The organism is Nitratireductor sp. ATLC21 (genome assembly GCF_057196525.1).
In genome coordinates this window covers 65,435-83,086 of the sequence record NZ_JBXUOU010000006.1, presented here as the reverse complement: position 1 = coordinate 83,086, position 17,652 = coordinate 65,435, and the positions used below count along the sequence as shown (strand labels likewise).

At 61.3% G+C, this 17,652-nt stretch carries 20 protein-coding genes; 16 read left to right on the top strand and 4 right to left on the bottom strand.

Annotation, left to right across the window (positions count from 1 at the left end; genetic code table 11):
* Positions 1–45: 45 nt before the first annotated feature.
* From trbB to AC2CHD_RS20650, 12 genes are all read left to right on the top strand, one after another.
* Positions 46–1,017, top strand: a complete 972-nt coding sequence (trbB, locus tag AC2CHD_RS20705; protein ID WP_484555163.1) for a P-type conjugative transfer ATPase TrbB — start codon at positions 46–48, stop codon at positions 1,015–1,017.
* Positions 1,007–1,384: a TrbC/VirB2 family protein gene (locus AC2CHD_RS20700; RefSeq protein ID WP_484555162.1), complete on the top strand. Its 378-nt coding sequence runs from the start codon at positions 1,007–1,009 to the stop codon at positions 1,382–1,384. The genes trbB and AC2CHD_RS20700 overlap by 11 nt, the downstream gene beginning before the upstream one ends.
* A complete protein-coding gene (locus AC2CHD_RS20695) occupies positions 1,377–1,676 on the top strand; it encodes a conjugal transfer protein TrbD (protein ID WP_484555161.1) in 300 nt (99 codons plus the stop codon). Before AC2CHD_RS20700 ends, AC2CHD_RS20695 begins: the two co-directional genes overlap by 8 nt.
* Before the next feature lie 5 nt (positions 1,677–1,681).
* Positions 1,682–4,129 (top strand): conjugal transfer protein TrbE, encoded by a 2,448-nt coding sequence (locus AC2CHD_RS20690; protein WP_484555160.1) that lies wholly within the window; start codon positions 1,682–1,684, stop codon positions 4,127–4,129.
* 16 nt (positions 4,130–4,145) lie between these two features.
* Positions 4,146–4,901, top strand: coding sequence for a P-type conjugative transfer protein TrbJ (gene trbJ / locus AC2CHD_RS20685; RefSeq protein WP_484555159.1), 756 nt, complete (start codon positions 4,146–4,148; stop codon positions 4,899–4,901).
* Positions 4,898–5,107 (top strand): entry exclusion protein TrbK, encoded by a 210-nt coding sequence (gene trbK / locus AC2CHD_RS20680; protein WP_484555158.1) that lies wholly within the window; start codon positions 4,898–4,900, stop codon positions 5,105–5,107. Before trbJ ends, trbK begins: the two co-directional genes overlap by 4 nt.
* On the top strand, positions 5,088–6,254 hold the full coding sequence (gene trbL / locus AC2CHD_RS20675) for a P-type conjugative transfer protein TrbL (RefSeq protein WP_484555157.1): 1,167 nt from the start codon (positions 5,088–5,090) through the stop codon (positions 6,252–6,254). Before trbK ends, trbL begins: the two co-directional genes overlap by 20 nt.
* An 8-nt stretch (positions 6,255–6,262) precedes the next feature.
* Positions 6,263–6,925, top strand: coding sequence for a conjugal transfer protein TrbF (locus AC2CHD_RS20670; RefSeq protein ID WP_484555156.1), 663 nt, complete (start codon positions 6,263–6,265; stop codon positions 6,923–6,925).
* A 20-nt stretch (positions 6,926–6,945) separates the two neighbouring features.
* Positions 6,946–7,770, top strand: coding sequence for a P-type conjugative transfer protein TrbG (gene trbG, locus AC2CHD_RS20665; protein ID WP_484555155.1), 825 nt, complete (start codon positions 6,946–6,948; stop codon positions 7,768–7,770).
* A gap of 3 nt (positions 7,771–7,773) precedes the next feature.
* Positions 7,774–8,241, top strand: a complete 468-nt coding sequence (gene trbH, locus AC2CHD_RS20660; RefSeq protein WP_484555154.1) for a conjugal transfer protein TrbH — start codon at positions 7,774–7,776, stop codon at positions 8,239–8,241.
* Positions 8,238–9,539, top strand: a complete 1,302-nt coding sequence (gene trbI / locus AC2CHD_RS20655) for an IncP-type conjugal transfer protein TrbI (RefSeq protein WP_484555153.1) — start codon at positions 8,238–8,240, stop codon at positions 9,537–9,539. The genes trbH and trbI overlap by 4 nt, the downstream gene beginning before the upstream one ends.
* Positions 9,540–9,619: 80 nt before the next feature.
* Complete coding sequence (locus tag AC2CHD_RS20650) at positions 9,620–10,324, top strand: autoinducer binding domain-containing protein (protein ID WP_484555152.1); 705 nt, start codon at positions 9,620–9,622, stop codon at positions 10,322–10,324.
* A gap of 15 nt (positions 10,325–10,339) precedes the next feature.
* Here the strand turns inward: AC2CHD_RS20650 and AC2CHD_RS20645 are convergent, their stop codons facing one another.
* The 4 genes from AC2CHD_RS20645 to AC2CHD_RS20630 all read right to left on the bottom strand — a co-directional run bounded on the left by AC2CHD_RS20645 (position 10,340) and on the right by AC2CHD_RS20630 (position 13,259).
* Positions 10,340–10,678 carry a transcriptional repressor TraM gene (locus AC2CHD_RS20645; RefSeq protein ID WP_484555151.1) on the bottom strand — a complete coding sequence of 113 codons (339 nt, stop codon included), beginning with the start codon at positions 10,676–10,678 and terminating at the stop codon, positions 10,340–10,342.
* A gap of 296 nt (positions 10,679–10,974) precedes the next feature.
* Positions 10,975–11,634, bottom strand: coding sequence for an acyl-homoserine-lactone synthase (locus AC2CHD_RS20640; RefSeq protein ID WP_484555150.1), 660 nt, complete (start codon positions 11,632–11,634; stop codon positions 10,975–10,977).
* A gap of 83 nt (positions 11,635–11,717) precedes the next feature.
* On the bottom strand, positions 11,718–12,467 hold the full coding sequence (locus AC2CHD_RS20635) for a LuxR family transcriptional regulator (protein WP_484555149.1): 750 nt from the start codon (positions 12,465–12,467) through the stop codon (positions 11,718–11,720).
* Positions 12,468–12,560: 93 nt separating this feature from the next.
* Entirely contained in the window at positions 12,561–13,259 is a 699-nt protein-coding gene (locus AC2CHD_RS20630) for a TetR family transcriptional regulator (RefSeq protein ID WP_484555148.1), read from the bottom strand.
* Positions 13,260–13,573: 314 nt separating this feature from the next.
* Here AC2CHD_RS20630 and AC2CHD_RS20625 point away from each other — a divergent pair, with 314 nt between their 5' ends.
* The 4 genes from AC2CHD_RS20625 (at position 13,574) to AC2CHD_RS20610 (ending at position 17,617) form a co-directional block, all read left to right on the top strand.
* Positions 13,574–14,446: a beta-keto acid cleavage family enzyme gene (locus tag AC2CHD_RS20625; protein WP_484555147.1), complete on the top strand. Its 873-nt coding sequence runs from the start codon at positions 13,574–13,576 to the stop codon at positions 14,444–14,446.
* 84 nt (positions 14,447–14,530) lie between these two features.
* Positions 14,531–15,724, top strand: a complete 1,194-nt coding sequence (locus AC2CHD_RS20620) for a TRAP transporter substrate-binding protein (RefSeq protein ID WP_484555146.1) — start codon at positions 14,531–14,533, stop codon at positions 15,722–15,724.
* A gap of 73 nt (positions 15,725–15,797) precedes the next feature.
* Positions 15,798–16,310 (top strand): TRAP transporter small permease, encoded by a 513-nt coding sequence (locus tag AC2CHD_RS20615; RefSeq protein WP_484555145.1) that lies wholly within the window; start codon positions 15,798–15,800, stop codon positions 16,308–16,310.
* A 2-nt stretch (positions 16,311–16,312) separates the two neighbouring features.
* Positions 16,313–17,617: a TRAP transporter large permease gene (locus AC2CHD_RS20610; protein ID WP_484555144.1), complete on the top strand. Its 1,305-nt coding sequence runs from the start codon at positions 16,313–16,315 to the stop codon at positions 17,615–17,617.
* Positions 17,618–17,652 lie beyond the last annotated feature (35 nt).

The window sequence follows — 17,652 nt, the reverse complement described above, 5'->3', positions numbered from 1 at the left end:
TGGCCGTAGCGAAAGTGACCTGACAATCTCGGGAAGGAGCGAGCCATGAGTTCGACTCCTTCCCGTTCACGGCTCGTGCGTAAACTCCGGGACGCGCTCGGTGAGGCGATCTGCGGGGCACTCGAGGATCCGCTAGTTGTCGAGGTCATGCTCAATCCGGATGCCCGGCTTTTTGTTGAACGGTTGGGGCAGGGGGTCGAGCCCATTGGTGAGCTCGCGCCCGGCGCCGCGGAAATCATTATCGGCAGCGTGGCCCATGCACTGCAGACCGAAGTGGATGCAAGCCAGCCAATCATCTCGGGCGAACTCCCGATCGGTGGGCACCGCTTCGAGGGTCTGCTTCCACCCATCGTCGCTGCGCCCACGTTCACCATTCGAAGACGGGCATCCCGGCTCATCCCGCTCGAGGAATATGTACGCGCCGGAATCATGACCCACCGCCAGGCAACTGTGCTGCGGAGCGCCGTCGCTTCGCGCATGAATATCGTGATCAGCGGCGGCACTGGTTCGGGCAAGACGACGTTGGCCAACGCGGTAATTGCGGAGATTGTCTCTCTGTCGCCGGACGACCGGCTCGTCATCCTGGAGGACACCTCGGAAATCCAGTGCGCAGCCGAGAACGCGGTTGCCCTGCATACCAGCGACACAGTGGACATGGCCCGGCTCTTGAAGAGCACGATGCGGCTGAGGCCGGACCGGATCATCGTCGGCGAGGTTCGCGACGGCGCCGCGCTCACCCTCGTCAAGGCATGGAATACCGGCCACCCGGGCGGCGTGACGACCATTCACGCCGACAACGCCGTCTCCGCGCTTCGCCGCCTCGAGCAATTGACCGCGGAGGTCAGCCAGCAGCCGATGCGTGAGGTTATCGGCGAAGCCGTCGACCTCGTCGTCTCGATCGGACGAGCCGGCCACGGGCGGCGGGTGCATGATGTCATGCAGGTCACGGGCTTCGACGGCGCGCGCTACGCGACCGATCACCATCCCCAGATTGACGAGGAAAGCCATGCCGAATAACACCCGCCCTCTGGCCGCCATCCCGGTCGCGGCAACGCTCTTGCTTGTCGCGCTTGCCGCGCCAGCGCTCGCCTCAAGTGGCGGCGGCCTGCCCTGGGAAGGGCCGCTCCAACAGATACAGCAGTCCATTACCGGTCCGGTTGCGGGGTTCATCGCGCTGGCCGCCGTTGCGGTCGCAGGCGGCATGCTGATCTTCGGCGGCGAGCTCAACGATTTCGCGCGCCGGCTGATGTATGTCGTGCTGGTCGCCGGCATCCTCCTCGGCGCCACGCAGATCGTCGGCCTGTTTGGCGCGAGCGGCGCCTCGATCGGCTATCGGGCCGACGGGGCACCGCAGGCCGGGGCAGGGGAGGGGAGCGATGGCTGAGCCTGGCGTTTCTCTCGTACGATCCCGCATCCATCGGGCGCTTTCGCGCCCGAACCATTTGATGGGGGCCGATCGCGAGCTGGTGTTGCTGACCGGTCTTGCCGCGGTCATCCTGATCTTCGTGGTCCTGACGTGGTTTTCCGTGCTGTTCGGGATCGCTATCTGGGCCGCCGTGTTGGCTGCGCTTCGCATGATGGCCAAAGCCGATCCGATGATGCGGCAGGTCTATCTGCGCCATATCGGCTACCGCGCAGGCTACCGTCCGACCGCCTCACCTTGGCGGAGGCCCTGACTGGAATGGTCGCGCTTCGTCAGTTCCGCAACACCCGGCCGTCCTTCTCAGACCTACTGCCCTATGCGGGACTGGTCGACGATGGCGTGATCCTGCTTAAGGACGGGTCGGTGATGGCCGGCTGGTATTTTGCCGGCCCGGACTCGGAGAGCTCGACCAATATCGATCGCAATGAGGTGTCGCGGCAGATCAATACGATCCTGTCCCGGTTCGGATCGGGCTGGATGATTCAGGTCGAGGCGGTGCGTATCCCCACCGTCGCCTATCCCGCTCGCGAGGACTGTCATTTCCCTGACCCGGTGACACGCGCGATCGACAACGAACGCCGGGTGCATTTCGAGGCCGAGAGCGGGCATTACGAGAGCCAGCACGCCATCATTCTCACCTACCGGCCGCCCGAGCGGCGCCGGTCGGGCCTCGCACGCTATGTCTATTCCGACAGCGACAGCCGCTCGGAGACCTATGCCGATGTGGTTTTGGACACCTTCCGCACGTCGATGCGCGAGTTCGAGCAGTACCTGGCCAACGTGCTTTCGATCCGGCGCATGGTGACGCGCACGGTCGCCGATCCCGAAACGGGTCACGAGATCCAGTACGACGAACTCTTCCAGTTCATCCGGTTCTGCATGGTGGGCGAAAGCCATCCGGTGCGCCTGCCGGCAATCCCGATGTATCTCGACTGGCTGGCCACAGCTGAGTTTAACCATGGCCTGTCGCCGGTGGTCGACGGACGGTATCTGGCGGTCGTCGCGATCGACGGGTTTCCGGCCGAGAGCTGGCCGGGGATCCTCAATTCGCTCGACCTGATGCCGCTCACCTACCGGTGGTCAAGCCGCTTCATCTTCCTCGACGACCAGGAAGCGCGCGCAAAGCTCGAACGCACGCGAAAGAAATGGCAGCAGAAGGTGCGGCCCTTCTTCGACCAGCTGTTCCAGACCCAGAGCCGCGCGGTCGACCAGGACGCCATGACGATGGTCGCCGAGGCCGAGGACGCCATTGCCGAGGCCTCGTCGCAGCTCGTCGCCTTTGGCTACTACACACCGGTGATCGTCCTCTTCGATGCCGACGACGCGCGGCTACGCGACCAGGCCGAAGCGGTGCGCCGGCTTGTCCAGGCCGAAGGGTTCGGCGCGCGCATCGAGACACTCAATGCGACCGAAGCCTATCTCGGCAGCCTGCCGGGCATTACCTATGCCAATGTCCGCGAACCGCTCGTCAACACGCGCAATCTGGCGGACCTCATCCCGCTCAACTCGGTCTGGTCGGGCAGCACGACAGCGCCGTGCCCCTTCTATCCGACCGGCTCGCCACCCCTGATGCAGGTCGCCTCGGGCTCAACACCCTTCCGGATGAACCTGCATGTCGACGATCTAGGGCATACACTCGTCTTCGGTCCGACCGGTTCGGGCAAGTCGACATTGCTTGCGCTGATCGCGGCGCAGTTTCGCCGCTACGAAAACGCGCAGATCTTCGCCTTCGACAAGGGCCGATCTCTGCGCCCGCTCACAATCGCCGCCAATGGCGATCACTACGAAGTCGGGGCAGGGGAGGGGACTTCTCTGGCGTTCTGCCCGCTGGCCGAGTTGTCGACCGAGGGAGATCGGGCCTGGGCGAGCGAATGGATCGAGACGCTGATCGCCATGCAAGGGGTCGCGATCACGCCCGATCATCGCAACGCGATATCGCGGCAGGTCGGACTCATGGCCTCGGCGCGCGGCCGCTCGCTCTCGGATTTCGTGAGCGGGGTGCAGATGCGCGAAATCAAGGACGCGCTCCACCACTACACGGTCGACGGGCCGATGGGCCAATTGCTGGACGCCGAAGAGGACGGGCTGGCGCTCGGCGCGTTCCAGACCTTCGAAATCGAGGAGCTGATGAACATGGGCGAGCGCAATCTCGTGCCCGTGCTCCTCTATCTCTTCCGCAGGATCGAAAAACGCCTGACGGGCGCGCCCAGTCTCATCGTTCTCGACGAAGCCTGGCTGATGCTCGGCCATCCCACCTTCAGGGACAAGATAAGGGAGTGGCTCAAAGTGCTGCGCAAGGCGAACTGCGCTGTGCTGCTCGCCACACAGTCGATCTCGGACGCAGAACGCTCTGGCATCATCGACGTGCTCAAGGAAAGCTGCCCGACCAAGATCTGCCTGCCGAACGGCGCCGCGCGCGAGCCAGGCACGCGGGAATTCTATGAGCGCATCGGCTTCAACGAGCGTCAGATTGAAATCGTCGCGACCGCGACGCCGAAGCGCGAATACTACGTCGCAAGCCCCGAGGGCAGGCGGCTTTTCGACATGGCACTGGGCCCGGTCGCACTCGCCTTCGCAGGCGCCTCGGGCAAGGAAGACCTCAAACGCATCGATCAGCTGCACAAGGATCATGGTCCGGACTGGCCGGCTGCGTGGCTCATGGAAAGAGGGATCGGTAGTGCCGAAGCCATTCTCACACGCGATTAGGATCACGGCCGCCTCTATGGTGAGCGCGTGCCTGGCTTTCACGGAGCCGGCTTATGCCGGTGCGGTCACCGGGAACGCAACCGAATGGACCCAACTCCTCAACAACGCCGAACTGGTGGGACTCACGGGCCAGTCGGCCGAGCAGATCCAGAACCAGATCACGCAGATCACGCAACTTTCCGAGCAGATTCAGAATCAACTCCGCATCTACGAGAACATGCTGCAGAATACCCTGCGGCTGCCCGATCACGTCTGGGGTCAGGTCGAAAGCGACCTCATGCAACTCCAGAACCTCGTCAATCAGGGCGAGGGCATCGCCTTTGCGATGGGCAATATCGACGACGTTCTCAAGCAACGCTTCGAGAGCTTCGCCGAGTTCGAGACGGGGCTCGCGAAGGGCGAGGATTTCTCCGCGAGCTATCAGTCGTGGTCGGACACCAACCGCGAGACGATTTCGGCGACGCTGCGGGCGGCCGGACTGACGGCCGATCAGTTCGCCAGTGAAGAGGCGACGATGAGCCAGCTTCGCTCGATGTCGCAGAGCTCCGTCGGACAGATGCAGGCGCTCCAGGTCGGCCACCAGATTGCGGCGCAACAGGTGGCGCAGACGCAGAAACTGCGCGGTCTCGTCTCCCAGCAAATAACGATGATGGCGACCTGGCACCAGTCCGAACAGGCCGCAAAGGATCTCGCGCAGACACGCCGCGAGGAGTTCTTCAACTCGAATGCGCCTTCGACATCGGGCGGTCAGGAAATGGAGCCGCGCTGGTGACAAGAACACTGATCATCGTGGCGGCAGCCACTGTCATTGTCGGCATCGCTGTTGCGGTCTGGGTCGTCCCAAACCTTGGCGGGGAACCGGACCGGGCACGCCGACCCCTCGACACACCACCTGAGTATGACACCACCGGCGGGCAGGAGATGCGGCCGCGCTGGGGCAACGGAGAGGGGCAGGGCGATGAGGCCCCCGAGAACTAAACTCGCCCTTGCCGTTTTCCTCGGCGTCCTGCTTCTTCTCCAGCCCGCCCTTGCACAGGACGGCTCACTTCTCACGACGCTGGAAAACGAGGTCGCGGATGCCGCGCAGGGCTGGGAGACGACCGTCATGCAGGCGGCGCGATCGCTGTTCTGGATCCTTGCCGGCATCGAGGTCGGTATTGCGGCGGTCTGGCTGGCGCTCGGTGCCGCGTCGCTCGATACATGGTTCGCCGAGCTGGTGCGGCGCATCATGTTCATCGGTCTGTTCGTCTTCATCCTTGAGCAGGGACCGGACTTCGCACGGGCAATGGTCGACAGCCTGTTCCAGATCGGCGCAGGGGGCGGATCGGCCTCACCGGCGAACGTCTTCAACGCCGGCCTGCAGGTCGCCAGTCAGATGTCGGAGAAGGCGCAGTTTGGGCTGTTCGAGGACAATGCGCTGGCGATCGCGGCCGTGTTCGCCATGGTGATCGTGGTCATCGCCTTCAGCCTGGTGGCCGCGATCTTCGTGGCCGTGATGGCGGAAATGTATGTCGGGCTGCTCGCCGGGATGATCATGCTGGGCCTCGGCGGCTCGAGCTTCACCAAGGACTTTGCGGTCCGGTATCTCGTCTATGCGTTCTCCGTGGGGATGAAGCTGATGGCACTTGTGATGATCGCGCGCATCGGTTCGCAAGTCCTCATCGATCTTGCCAACTCCCCCTCGGGCGCCGACGAGTTTCTCTCCACCCTCGCCATCGGCGGCATCTCCGTCGTGGTCTTCGTCATCGCCATGTACGTGCCCAACATCGTCCAGGGTGTCGTGCAGGGGGTATCGGTGACCGGCGGCATGGAGACGATCCGCCACGGCGGCCAGGCCGCAACCATGGCCGCCGGCGGCGCCGCGCTGGCCTGGGGCGGGGCGAGGGCAGGGGCCTCGGCCTATTCCGATGCACGGGCCGCCGGCAGCTCGTTCGGCGCGGCTGCGCTCAAAGGCATGGCCAGCGGCGCGACTGCCGCGGGTTCCGCGCTCGCCTCGGCCGGGCGGGACAAGGCAATCGGCGTTCCGGGCACCTGGGGCGCATCGACGCTCGGTCTTGCCAATTCCAAGCTCGACCAGAGCCAAGGCCGCCCCACCACCAGAAAATCAGCAGACGACAAGGCGTGACGTAGACCATGGCCGCAAAGAGCCCACCGGAGAACCCCTACCTTGCCGCGCGCCAGGAATGGAACGAGCGCTACGGGTCATATGTGAAAGCCGCCGCGTCCTGGCGCATCGTCGGCGTGACCGGCATGCTGATGGCGGTGATCGGTTTCTCCTATGCGCTCTATCAGAGCACCCAGGTGCAGCTGGTGCCCTATATCGTGGAGGTCGATCGGCTCGGCACGGCCGCGAGCGCCGGCTTCCCGCAACAGATCGAATATGCCGACCCGCGCGTGGTGCGTGCCACGCTCGGCAGCTTCGTCAGCAATTTTCGGTCGGTCACGCCCGATGCGGTGGTGCAGAAGCAGTATATCGACCGCACCTACGCGCATCTGCGCACGGCCGATCCGGCGACGGAGAAGGTCAGCGCCTGGTTCCGGGGCAATTCGCCGTTCGACCGCGCCCGCACGATGACGGTTGCTATCGAGGTCACGAACATCGTGCCGCTCTCCAACCAGAGCTACCAGGTCGACTGGACGGAATATGAGCGCGACCGGCAGGGCAGGGAGCAGGACGTAAAGCGGTTTCGGGGCGTGGCCACGGTCACGCTCACCCCACCCCAGGACGAGGCGGTCATCCGCCTCAACCCGATCGGCCTTTACCTCAGAGATTTCGACTGGACGGCGCAGCTGTGAGTGCCCGGAGGATCCCTTTCATGAATTTTTCCAAATTCCGGACCGCAAAATTTTGCACCGGACTTGTTTTCTCGACGATTGCAGTGTCGGCCATGGCGCAGCCCCTGAGTGTCAACGAACAGCGTGGCACGAGCATTTCCGGCCAGTGGCAGCAAGGGCAGGGAGTCGTGACGCGCGGCCCCGACGGGAAGGTCATCTTTCTCTTCGGCCAGGTTCAGCCGTCGGTGGTCTGCTCGCCACTGCAGGTGTGCGACATCGAGCTCCAGCCGGGCGAGATCGTGCGCGACGTGTTGCTCGGCGACACTGTGCGCTGGAAGGTCGAGCCGGCGACGTCCGGAGCTCCGGGCAGCCAGGCCGTGCATCTGATCGTAAAGCCGTCGGAAACCGGCCTCGTCACCTCGATGGTGGTGACCACCTCGCGGCGCACCTACCACATCCAGCTCAAGTCCCATCAGACGAATTACATGGCGCGGGTGGGTTTCGACTATCCCGAAGACGTCAATGCGCGCTTCGCGGAGATTGCCGCGCGCATGGAGGCGAGCATCGTGCCTGGCGCCGGTGTGCTGGCGGAGCAGCTCAATTTCTCGTTCCGAGTGAGCGGAACGGCGAGATGGCGGCCGACCCGCATCTACAGCGACGGCCAAAAAACCTACATCCAGTTCCCCTCGTCACTGTCGGGCCAGGATGCGCCGGTGCTGTTCGTGGTTTCCGGCGGCGAGAACCGGATCGTCAACTACCGCATGAACGGCGCCATGATGGTGGTCGACTATTACATCGACAGCGCGATCCTCGTCTCGGGCGTCGGGCGCGACCAGGAGAAAATCACGATCAGGCGGGGAGGGTAGGGGATGCACCGTTCCATTTTCTTTCCTCGTCTGGTCGCTTTCGTGCTGTGCGCCGCACTGCTGGCCGGGTGCCAGTCACTGGGCAATTCGGGACTGGTGTCCAGTTCGGCAACCGCGCAGCTCACCCCGGAGGCGGCGTCCTCGATCGCAGGGGATATGGTCGGGCGGTTTGCCGAGCAGGTCGGTCCCGGCACCACGACGATCCAGCTTGAGCCGGACGGCTCCATATTCGGCGCGGCGCTGGAGTCTTCACTGAAGGGTTGGGGCTATGCCGTCGCCACTGACCAGGTGACGGAGGGGACGAATACCGTTGGCCTCGCCTATGTCGTCGACGCGTTCGAGGGCAGCATCCTGGTCCGGCTGTCGACCCAAGCGCTCGATCTCACGCGCATGTACCAGCTGGGCGGGGAGGGGGCGACGCCGGTCTCTCCGCTTTCGATCATGCAGCGCGATGCAAGGGAGCCGTCATGACCGAGAGCTTGAAGCTCGGTGGCTCCGATCTCTCTGGCGGGCCGCGAATCCGGCGCCTCAATCGCCTGCCGATCGTCGTGGCGATCGTGCTGGTGGTGCTCTTCCTGGCCGCGATTTTCTACGGCCTGTCCTCGCGCGGCATTCGCCTGGGCGATGACGATGCAGCGTTCGCACCTGGCTCCCGCCCGGCCTCGACGCATGCCGACCAGATCAAGGAGGGTGTCCCGAACGGCATCATCGGCGAACCGGTGCAACCGCAGCCGCTACCGATTCCCGTTGAGCCGGCGGAGCCAGAGGAAAACCCGTTCATGCCGGAGCCACGGGATGCGTCCACGGCCGAACAGCAACAGACGGCGTTGGAGCCCGAAGAGATATGGCGCGCGCGCCTCGAGCGAGAGCAAGAAGAACAGCTCATGCGGGAGCTGCACCGTCAGCGCATGGCGCGCTATCAAGCCAATGACGCGGCGTTCGATTCCCCGATTGCCGTTTCGTTGGGCGACCTTTCGGCTGACAGCACCGACGGCACTGCCGCGGCGCCTGGCAATCCGCAATCGTCGACAACGCGGCCACAGAGCGCGCTTGACCTCTACGCCGCGGCCATGGAGGCGGGCGTTGGTGGCGCCACGGACGCGAACGGGCAGGCAGCCAAGGAGCGCTTCTTCAATCAGGACATCCGGGATCTCGGGTACCTTCCCAATCCGGTCGTGGGACAAATCTCGCCCTATGAGCTCAAGCGCGGCTCGGTCATCCCGGCAACGCTCATCACGGGAATCAATTCCGATCTTCCCGGCCGCATCACCGCCCAGGTCTCGCAGAATGTCTATGACAGCGCGACCGGCCGGCACCTGCTCATCCCGCAGGGATCGAAGCTCTTCGGCCGCTACGATTCCGAGGTCACATTCGGACAGGACCGCGTACTCGTCATTTGGACCGATCTCATCTTTCCGAACGGATCGACGCTGCAGATCGGCGGCATGGCGGGGACCGATGCGGCTGGCTATGGCGGGTTCCGGGACCAGGTCGACAACCACTATCTGCGCACATTCGGCTCGGCGATCCTCGTCGCCCTGATCGGGGCCGGCACCGAAATGATGCTGCCGCAGGACCGCAACAGCTTGGGCACGGCCAACAGCGCCGAGGACGCCGCCAGACGCTCCTTTGCCGAAACCTTCGGTCAGATCTCCGAGCAGACGGTCTCGCGCAACCTCAATGTCCAGCCGACACTCGAGATCCGTCCGGGCTACCGGTTCAACGTCCTGGTCGACCAGGATATCGTCTTCCCCGGGTCGTATCGGTAGCGATGACCCATTTCGTTTTCAACGCTCCGTGCAGAAGGGTCGCCTTCTGTCGCGGGACTTGCCATTGGACCCCCCCGCCCTTGAACGCCAATCTGCTCAATCTCATCGACAGGCTTTCGCTGCCGCTTGACGAGCGTGCGGCCCGCCGGTCGTTACGGGATTTCGCGGACGATACGGGCTTCGACTTCTACGCCTACCTCTATCTTCGTGGTCCCGAGAGCTTCGCGGTCTCGAATTATCCGCGCGCTTGGCAGGAGCTCTATGTGGAACGGGAGTTCATCCGAGTCGATCCGGTGGTGACCAAGGCAAAGCACGGACCGCCGTTGTTCTCATGGTCGGCGGATGAGGCGAGGCGCAACGGACGGCGGGACGTGATCAAGTTCTTTGTCGAGGCCAACCGGTTCGGCATCAGGTCCGGAACCTCGATCTCCATTCTTGTCGGATTCCGGGACCGCATGGTGTTCACGCTTGCGAGCGGGAGGCCTGTATCGAAACAGAGCGAGGATATCGATCCAGTCACCGCGGCGGTTTCGGTCGCCTTCGTGCACTCCCGACTCGGAAGCACAAGCGGTGACGTATCGCTTGCCTCCGGCATCCGGCTCTCACCGCGCGAGGCCGAGTGCCTGCGCTGGTTCGCTGAGGGGATGGCGATGCAGGATATCGCGCTCATGCTGGACATTTCCTATCGCTCGGTGCGGTCCTATATCGACGCGGCGACAAACAAGCTCAGAGCGGCGAACAACCGGCAGGCAGGCACGATCGCCACGCGCATCGGGCTGATCTAGTTCCGATAGACCCAGCTAGTTGAGCACCGGGCGATGTCCGTCGACCTCGGGCACGAATCCGAGGCGTTCGACCACCAGGCTGACAATTTGATGCTGCGCATGGAGGTTGAGCATGGCGATCCGGTAGTCGTGCCTCAGCTGCCCCAAATGCTCGTCGGTTGCACCGGCGCCTTCAAACCGACCGATCTCCTCGAATAGCTCCTGGGCTTTCTGCAGTCGGCTCCTGTTCTCCCGAATGACCGCGACGGCCACCTGCTCCAGCTCGTTCTCCGTCAACTCGGCCAAGAGGGCCTGGATGACACTGGATGTCTCAGCCCGGTTGGGATCGATATCGACGCCTAGCTTTGTTCGCATGAAATCCCTGCGGCTTGGTTCGCGGTACGCCCCCGCGAACGATAAGACCTCGACCCCAAGCCGGGGGTTGGAAAAACCGCCTTAGACGGCCCCTGCGACCTTTAGCACCGAGGCGCCTGGACATACGTCGCAGGCCCCCGGCCAATGGCCAGAGGATCTCTGGTGTCGAAACGGTCGACACCAAACCGCTAAGGTGGGGTTTTCCACGCCCCAAGGCGGCGCGTACCGCCTCGGGGCCCTTATAGGACATGGTTACATTTCACACCAGAGAACCATTTGACAAAAACGATGGTCAGTCAGGGGTGGTGTGGGTCCGGAATCAGCCGCGGCTCCACAGCCGCGAGCACCGGGGTGAGAAACCTTCCGGCCTCCCCTAGACGCTTTCGCATTGCGTCCGACATGTCGAATACGCCGGCATAGGTCATCGTCCTGCCAATGCGGGTTGGAATCCCGATGACCTCAAAGGCGCAGTCGATCGAGCGAAAGATACGCGCCATTCGCGCATCGAAAACCGACACGATATGTTCGATACCGGCGCGCTGGCAGACTTCGACAATGCCGCACAGAAGCTCGATCGTCGTCCGGTTGACGACATGGTTTGCTGCGGCGCGCTCGCAGCCACTGAACGCGGCAGGGTTCACCGCGAACCGGGAGCTTTCCCAGATGAGGGGGCTCGCCGGGGCGCCGCCGGGCACAAGAACCGGGAAGACGTCACGCAACATGTTCGGGCCGGTGGTCGGCAACAGCCTTACCGCGCCCTGGAGCGCTCCGGTCCGGTCGTCCAGCGAAAGCAGGTAGAGGGGATCTTCAGCGTCGAAACGGTCAATCTCCCTGCCATCAGTGACAGCGACATCCCATTCGAGCCGGTCGGCGAACACTGCCGCCCGCATCCGAAACATCTCATCGATCAGGGTGGGGTGACGCTCGCGCTCCGTGCCTTCGACGATAGTGATCATGGTGTTGCTCCTTGCGTTTGCTGAAAACGCTGGAGCAACTAGACAACGGGCGAATGCCTCGAAATCCGGCGTATCTGCCGGATTTACGGCAACTGAGTGAGCAGATTAGCCTTGCTGGCTTTGTTAACTGCATGGGTGTTGTTGGCGGCGCCGAGCTTGTGGCGGGCACTCTCGAGATAGCAGCGCACTGTGTGCTCCGAGAGGCCAAGGATAACGGCTGTTTCCCAGGCCGTCTTCCCCTCGGCGACCCACAACAGGCATTCGCGTTCGCGCGGGGATAGGCTGACGGACTCTGTTTGATTGCCTTCCAGCCGCAGGACCGCCTGATGCATATGGAGGGCCAACAGCTGGAAATCACGCATGTAGTGGAGGCGAAGGTGCCTCCAGTCCCGATCGCTAGCATCGCTGGTAATCGAGACCAATGCCGTGTCGCCATGTTGACCGTGGATCGGAAAAGATATGCCGTGGCGGCCGAGACCGAACTCGGTTGCTTCTCCGAACATGCGCTGCACGGCCGCGTCGGTCCGATCGAATTCGTCCCAGTCGATAGGCAGCATGCGGTGCAGGCCGACCTGAACGGCAGGATCGACATCAACAAAGCGCTCGGCTTTATAATGATCTACCCAGGCTGGAGAGTAGGTCACAGCAAGGAACGGACCATGACCGAGCTGCGCGGTCACTCCGGAGCTCAAGTAGGCGAACGTCTTCAGCCCATAGGTATCGAGCAGACCGTCAAGGAATTCAGCAAGCTCCGCTACGTCTGCGAGTTTTTCGAGCTTTACAATCAGTCCGAACAGTTCCGCATCATCGAACTCTCGATCTTGAGGGGTCATGCTCAAAGCGCTTTCTGCAGTGCCGTAGTAGATTGTGAACGCCGATCGTCGTTTTCGCCCGATGTAATTCGCAGACGAACCGGTCTCTCCGCGTCAGGCTTCAGGTCGACGAGATGAACCCCGGTCGGAAGGACGTTCAGCTGGTAACGGAGCGTGGAATCCTGCAACGAGGAACGGAATCAGGTGTCGAAGGGTTTCTTCGCCGTCGCGAGGATCGCAGGCTCCATCAGTAATGCTCTGAATCCGGCCGTTGTCCAGCATGCTGTAAACCATGGTGCCCAGCAGAAAGTGAAACCGCCATTCCAATTCCCTTCGAGGGATGTGTGGAACAGCCCTCGTGAGGGCATCGACGAAAGCTCTGCTAGAGTTGTCGAACGCGGCGCTGAGCACGCGCCTGGAGAAATCTTGCGGCTCCATTGCAAGGCGAGCTCTGAGCCTTGCGAACGCGATGCCGCCGTACTTCTCTTCCTTTCCGGAGTTTAGGGCCGGACGAAGGAACGCCTCGAGAATTTGCACAAGCAGGGATGGTCTGCCGGGACCGTCCTTGCACTGTCGCAGCATCTGCATCCGGGCTTCGGCAATCGGTTGCGCCTTTGCTGAGAAGAGCGCCTCCAGCAATCCCTCTTTCGACCCGAAGTGATAGTGTAGTGAAGCGACATTGACATGCGCCGCCGACGTGATTGCGCGGATGCTGACGGCATCAAAGCCTTGATCTGCAAATAGCATCTCGGAGGCTGCAAGGATGCGGTCACGCGGAGTCAGTTGCTTTAAATTCTCCTGGAGGCTGGTCATCAGGGTATATCGCTTCAGTTGCGGTGGTCGGATTCGCCGTTCATCGAAACCTCCCCCTCAGATTGCAGTCCGATTCTAGGTCCAAATTAAACGTTTGTTCAAATTGGTCAAGTTCATCGAATCACTGCGATTCTGCCACAAATAGCCAATTAAAAACAATTGGATGCCTAAATTTTCTGGGGAATATCCACAAAGCCAAACTGTTCGGTTGACGTAAATAAACGATTGTTTATATGATTGACTTCAGCTTTGGTGACATCGTTGCCGTCGGAGCTTCCGTGGGCTGCAAGCGGCCTGCGACACATGGAGGAAACATGACCAAGACAATCCTTACCGTCGCCGTGACCGGCAACCAGACCACACTTGCGCAGCATCCCGGGCTGCCGTGTACGCCAGCAGAAATCGCCGAAGCATGCATCAGCTCGGAAAAGGCTGGCGCAGCGATCGCACATATCCACGTTCGTTACCCGGACGGTGCACCGAGCATGGAGCTTGAGCACTATAGCGAAGTAGTCGACCGCATCAGGAGTGCAGGGGGCCAGATTCTCATCAACCTGACGACAGGCCCAGGGGGGCGTTTCACGCCTTCCAAGGATGACCCCAAGGTCGCCGCTCCTGGCTCGACGCTGACTCACCCGATGCGCCGCGTCGAACATATCGTGACACTGAAGCCGGACATCTGCACTCTGGACCTTAACACGATGTGGTCGGGAAACTCGGCCGTTATCAATCCGCCAGAAAGCCTAAAAGTGATGGCCGAGGCGATGCGTGAAGCCGGGTCGAAGCCGGAGCTTGAGGTGTTCGACAGTGGCGACATCCATCTAGCGCACGCTCTGTTGGAGCAGGGTGTTCTCGACGTCCCGCCATTGTTCCAGATCGTTACCGGCATTCGATACGGCTTCAGTTGCACCACTCAGACGATGGCCTACGCAAGATCGCTTCTGCCCGACCGAGCCCATTGGGCGGCATTCGGCGTCGGCAGGATGATGTACCCCATGCTCGCTCAGGCCTTCATCTTGGGTGGCCACGTCAGGATAGGGCTCGAGGACGGGGTCAAGCTGGACCGAGACACCCTCGCCCCGAGCAACGCTGCCTTGGTCGAGAAGGCGAAACGCATTGTCAACGATCTCGGTGGCGAACTTGCCTCACCAAAAGAGGCCCGGACCATCCTCGGCCTCGGGAGATGACGGGATAGCATTGAGGCGGTAGGCACCAAAGCACTGCCGCAAGTCGAGACAAGACATTCAGACCAAGCAACAAGGGAGGAAACAATGCTGGCTAAGATACTCGGAACGACAGCTGTAATTGCGCTGATGGCCACTGCGAGTATCGGCAAGGCGCAGGAAGCGTCCGGCTCTGGCGACCTGCAAGGGCGCCTGTCTGTCGCGAACGCCTGGCTGGACGGGACACTCGAGAGCTATGGCGATCACACCATTGCCTACAATGGCGAGCCTATCACGATCCGTGCGACCAGCCACATTCCCGAATTGTCCGATTCTGCCGTTTTCGTCAAGCAGGCCTACCGCATTCTTGAGGCGATGTCCGGCGGCAAGATCATTGTGCAAGATCGCTGGGGCGGAACTGTACATGGAGTGAAGGAAGGACTCGAAGCAAACCGATCCGGAATCACGGACATGGCCGCATGCTTCTCGAACCTGAATGCCGCAAGCTTCCCGTTAACACAAGCACTTGCACTCCCAGGCATATTCCCCAATGAGGCGGTCATGGCCGCCGTCGCTAGCCAGTTGGCCGAAGAGTACTTCCGTCCGGAATTCGAACGATACGGTGTCTATATCGGCTACATCGCCGGGTCTTCGCCGTTCAGCATATTCTCGAAGAAGCCAATCACGAAGCTTGAAGATCTGGCCGGCCTCAAGGTGCGGACAGGAAGCGGACTCCAGCAGGAAATCTACCAAGCCTTGGGTGCAACGCCTGTTTCGATGGGATCGGGCGATTTCTACTCGGCATTGCAACGTGGTCTCATCGACGTCGTTACGACCTCGATTGCGGCGGCGGACACGTTCCGTGTCAACGAAGTGGCCTCCGATTTCACATACACTCCGATAAATGTGGCGCCCTTGGAGTACTGCATGAATCCCCGCACCTACGAAGCGCTGCCGCCGGATCTGCAGAAGGTCTTCTATGACTGGAATCAGCAGATGGCGCAAGTGTACACGCAATTGCGGTTCATTGGCGCATCTGAAGAGGCCCGCGAGCAGTTCATTGACGAAGGAGTCAACTACCACGAGATCGATCCTGAGGAATGGACGCGGTGGCAGGCCAAGTGGGAACCGGTCGTTGAAGCCTATATCGAGCAGGGCGAGAAAGACGGGCTGCCAATGCGAGAACTGGTCGCGAAAATGCGTGAGTTGTCCAGGAAGTATTCCGAATTGACGCTGAACGAATTGCTGCAGGAGACAATCGAGAGCCCTGCAATGGGCGTTTCTCCTGTCGCGAGCAATTAAGCTGCCGGCGAACCCGCCCATGCCGCGCGTTCAACTCGCTGGCATGGGCACCATTCAACAGTCGGAGTCTCGAATGTCTATACTGAAATTCATGGGTGACATCCCGCGCTTCACGAGCCTATTCGGTGCTTACGTTGTGTTGCCGTTGCTGGCCATGCTGATCACCGTTGACGTCGTCATGCGTTACGCCTTCAACAGCCCGATTATCTGGTCGCTGGAAGCCGGTGAATACCTTCTTCTCTTGTTCTTCATATGCTCCCTAGCTTGGTCCATCAGGGCCGGGGTTCACATCAGAATGACCCTTCTGTGGGATGGAATGGGCTTTCGATACAGGCGCATTGTGAGCTTGATCTATGCTGTGGCACTGATCATTCCGTTCGCGATGATTGCGCACAAGGCGATCGAGGAAGCGCAGTTCGCAAGTCGCCTCGGTATGAGAACCAATGATCTCTCAATGCCAATTTGGCTCTGGTATTCGCTTGTTGCGATTGCCGCAGTAATGACGGCGCTACAGGTTCTTGCACTCGCGGTCGAGATCGTACGCGGGCGCCGGCTCACGCTCGACGACAATCTCGCGGGGCATTGATTATGGAGCCGCAAACGATTGGTCTCATAGCATTCGGTGTCGTACTTTTCTTGATTTTTCTGGGCGTTCCTATTGGGGCCGTGCTCTTGCTTGTCGGGGCAGTGGGGCTCACAGTTCTCGAGGGATTGCACTACGCCGAGACCCAGTTACTTCTTAACGTGATGGATCAGGGCACGAAGTTCGCTCTGATCTCGATCCCACTATACGTCCTCATGGGACAGCTGGTTTATCGGACCGGGTTGGCGAGTGACCTTTATGGATGTGTCTACAGATGGGTCGGGCGTCTTCCCGGCGGGCTAGCGATCGCCTCAGTCATCGCAGCAGCGGGCTTCGGCTCTGTTTCGGGCGGTAGTGCCACTGCGGTTGCGACCCTCGGACCGATGTGCATGCCGGAAATGCGCAAGTTCAATTACAACGGAGGGCTTGCCGCTGGATGCATCGCTGCGGCCGGCACACTCGGCATTCTGATCCCTCCGAGCATCTTCCTGATCGCGTACGGTCTCTGGACCGAAACCTCAATCGGCGCACTCTTCATCGCAGGGATCGTGCCTGGGCTCATGATGACAGCCGCTTACTCCGCGGCAGTCCTGATCCTGTGCCTGATCAATCCCAAACTTGGGCCCGTCGGAGAGAAGTTCACTTGGCGTGAAAAGTTCACGGCATTGACCAAGGTCCTGCCGGTGTTTGGTATCTTCATGATCATCACTGGCGGCATCTACGGCGGAGTCTTCGATCCGACTGAAGCCGGTGCCTTTGGTATCGTCGGCGTCTTGATCTTCGCTGGCCTGATGGGGCGACTGAGCTTCGGCGTCCTAGTAGATTGCCTAAAGTCGAGTGTCGGAACCAGCCTGATGATCTTCCTCGTCCTGCTCGGCGGTCATGTGATCAGTCGGTTCCTCGTATTGACCGATCTGACATCTGACCTCGTGCAGTGGATCGTCGCATTCGATCTCTCACCCTATGAGCTGATTGTTGTGCTGACCATTATGTACATCGTCCTCGGGATGCTCCTCGATATATGGGCTATGCTGCTTTTGACGATCCCTTTTGTAGTTCCAGCCGCAGTCGCCACCGGAATCAATCCGATCTGGTTCGGTATCTACATTATCGTCATGTCAGAGCTTGCGGCGATCACGCCACCTGTTGGGCTCAACGTCTACATCATGGCCCGCAATGCGCCGGAAGTTTCGGTCGGGCGAATATTCCTCGGCGTGACGCCGTTCTTTATCGCGTCACTGATCATAATCGCCATCCTGACAGCCTTTCCGGGAATCGTGCTCTGGCTGCCGAACATGGCATTCGGCTGACCGGCCGGTTGTCACATCAACTTGAGATGAGGTTT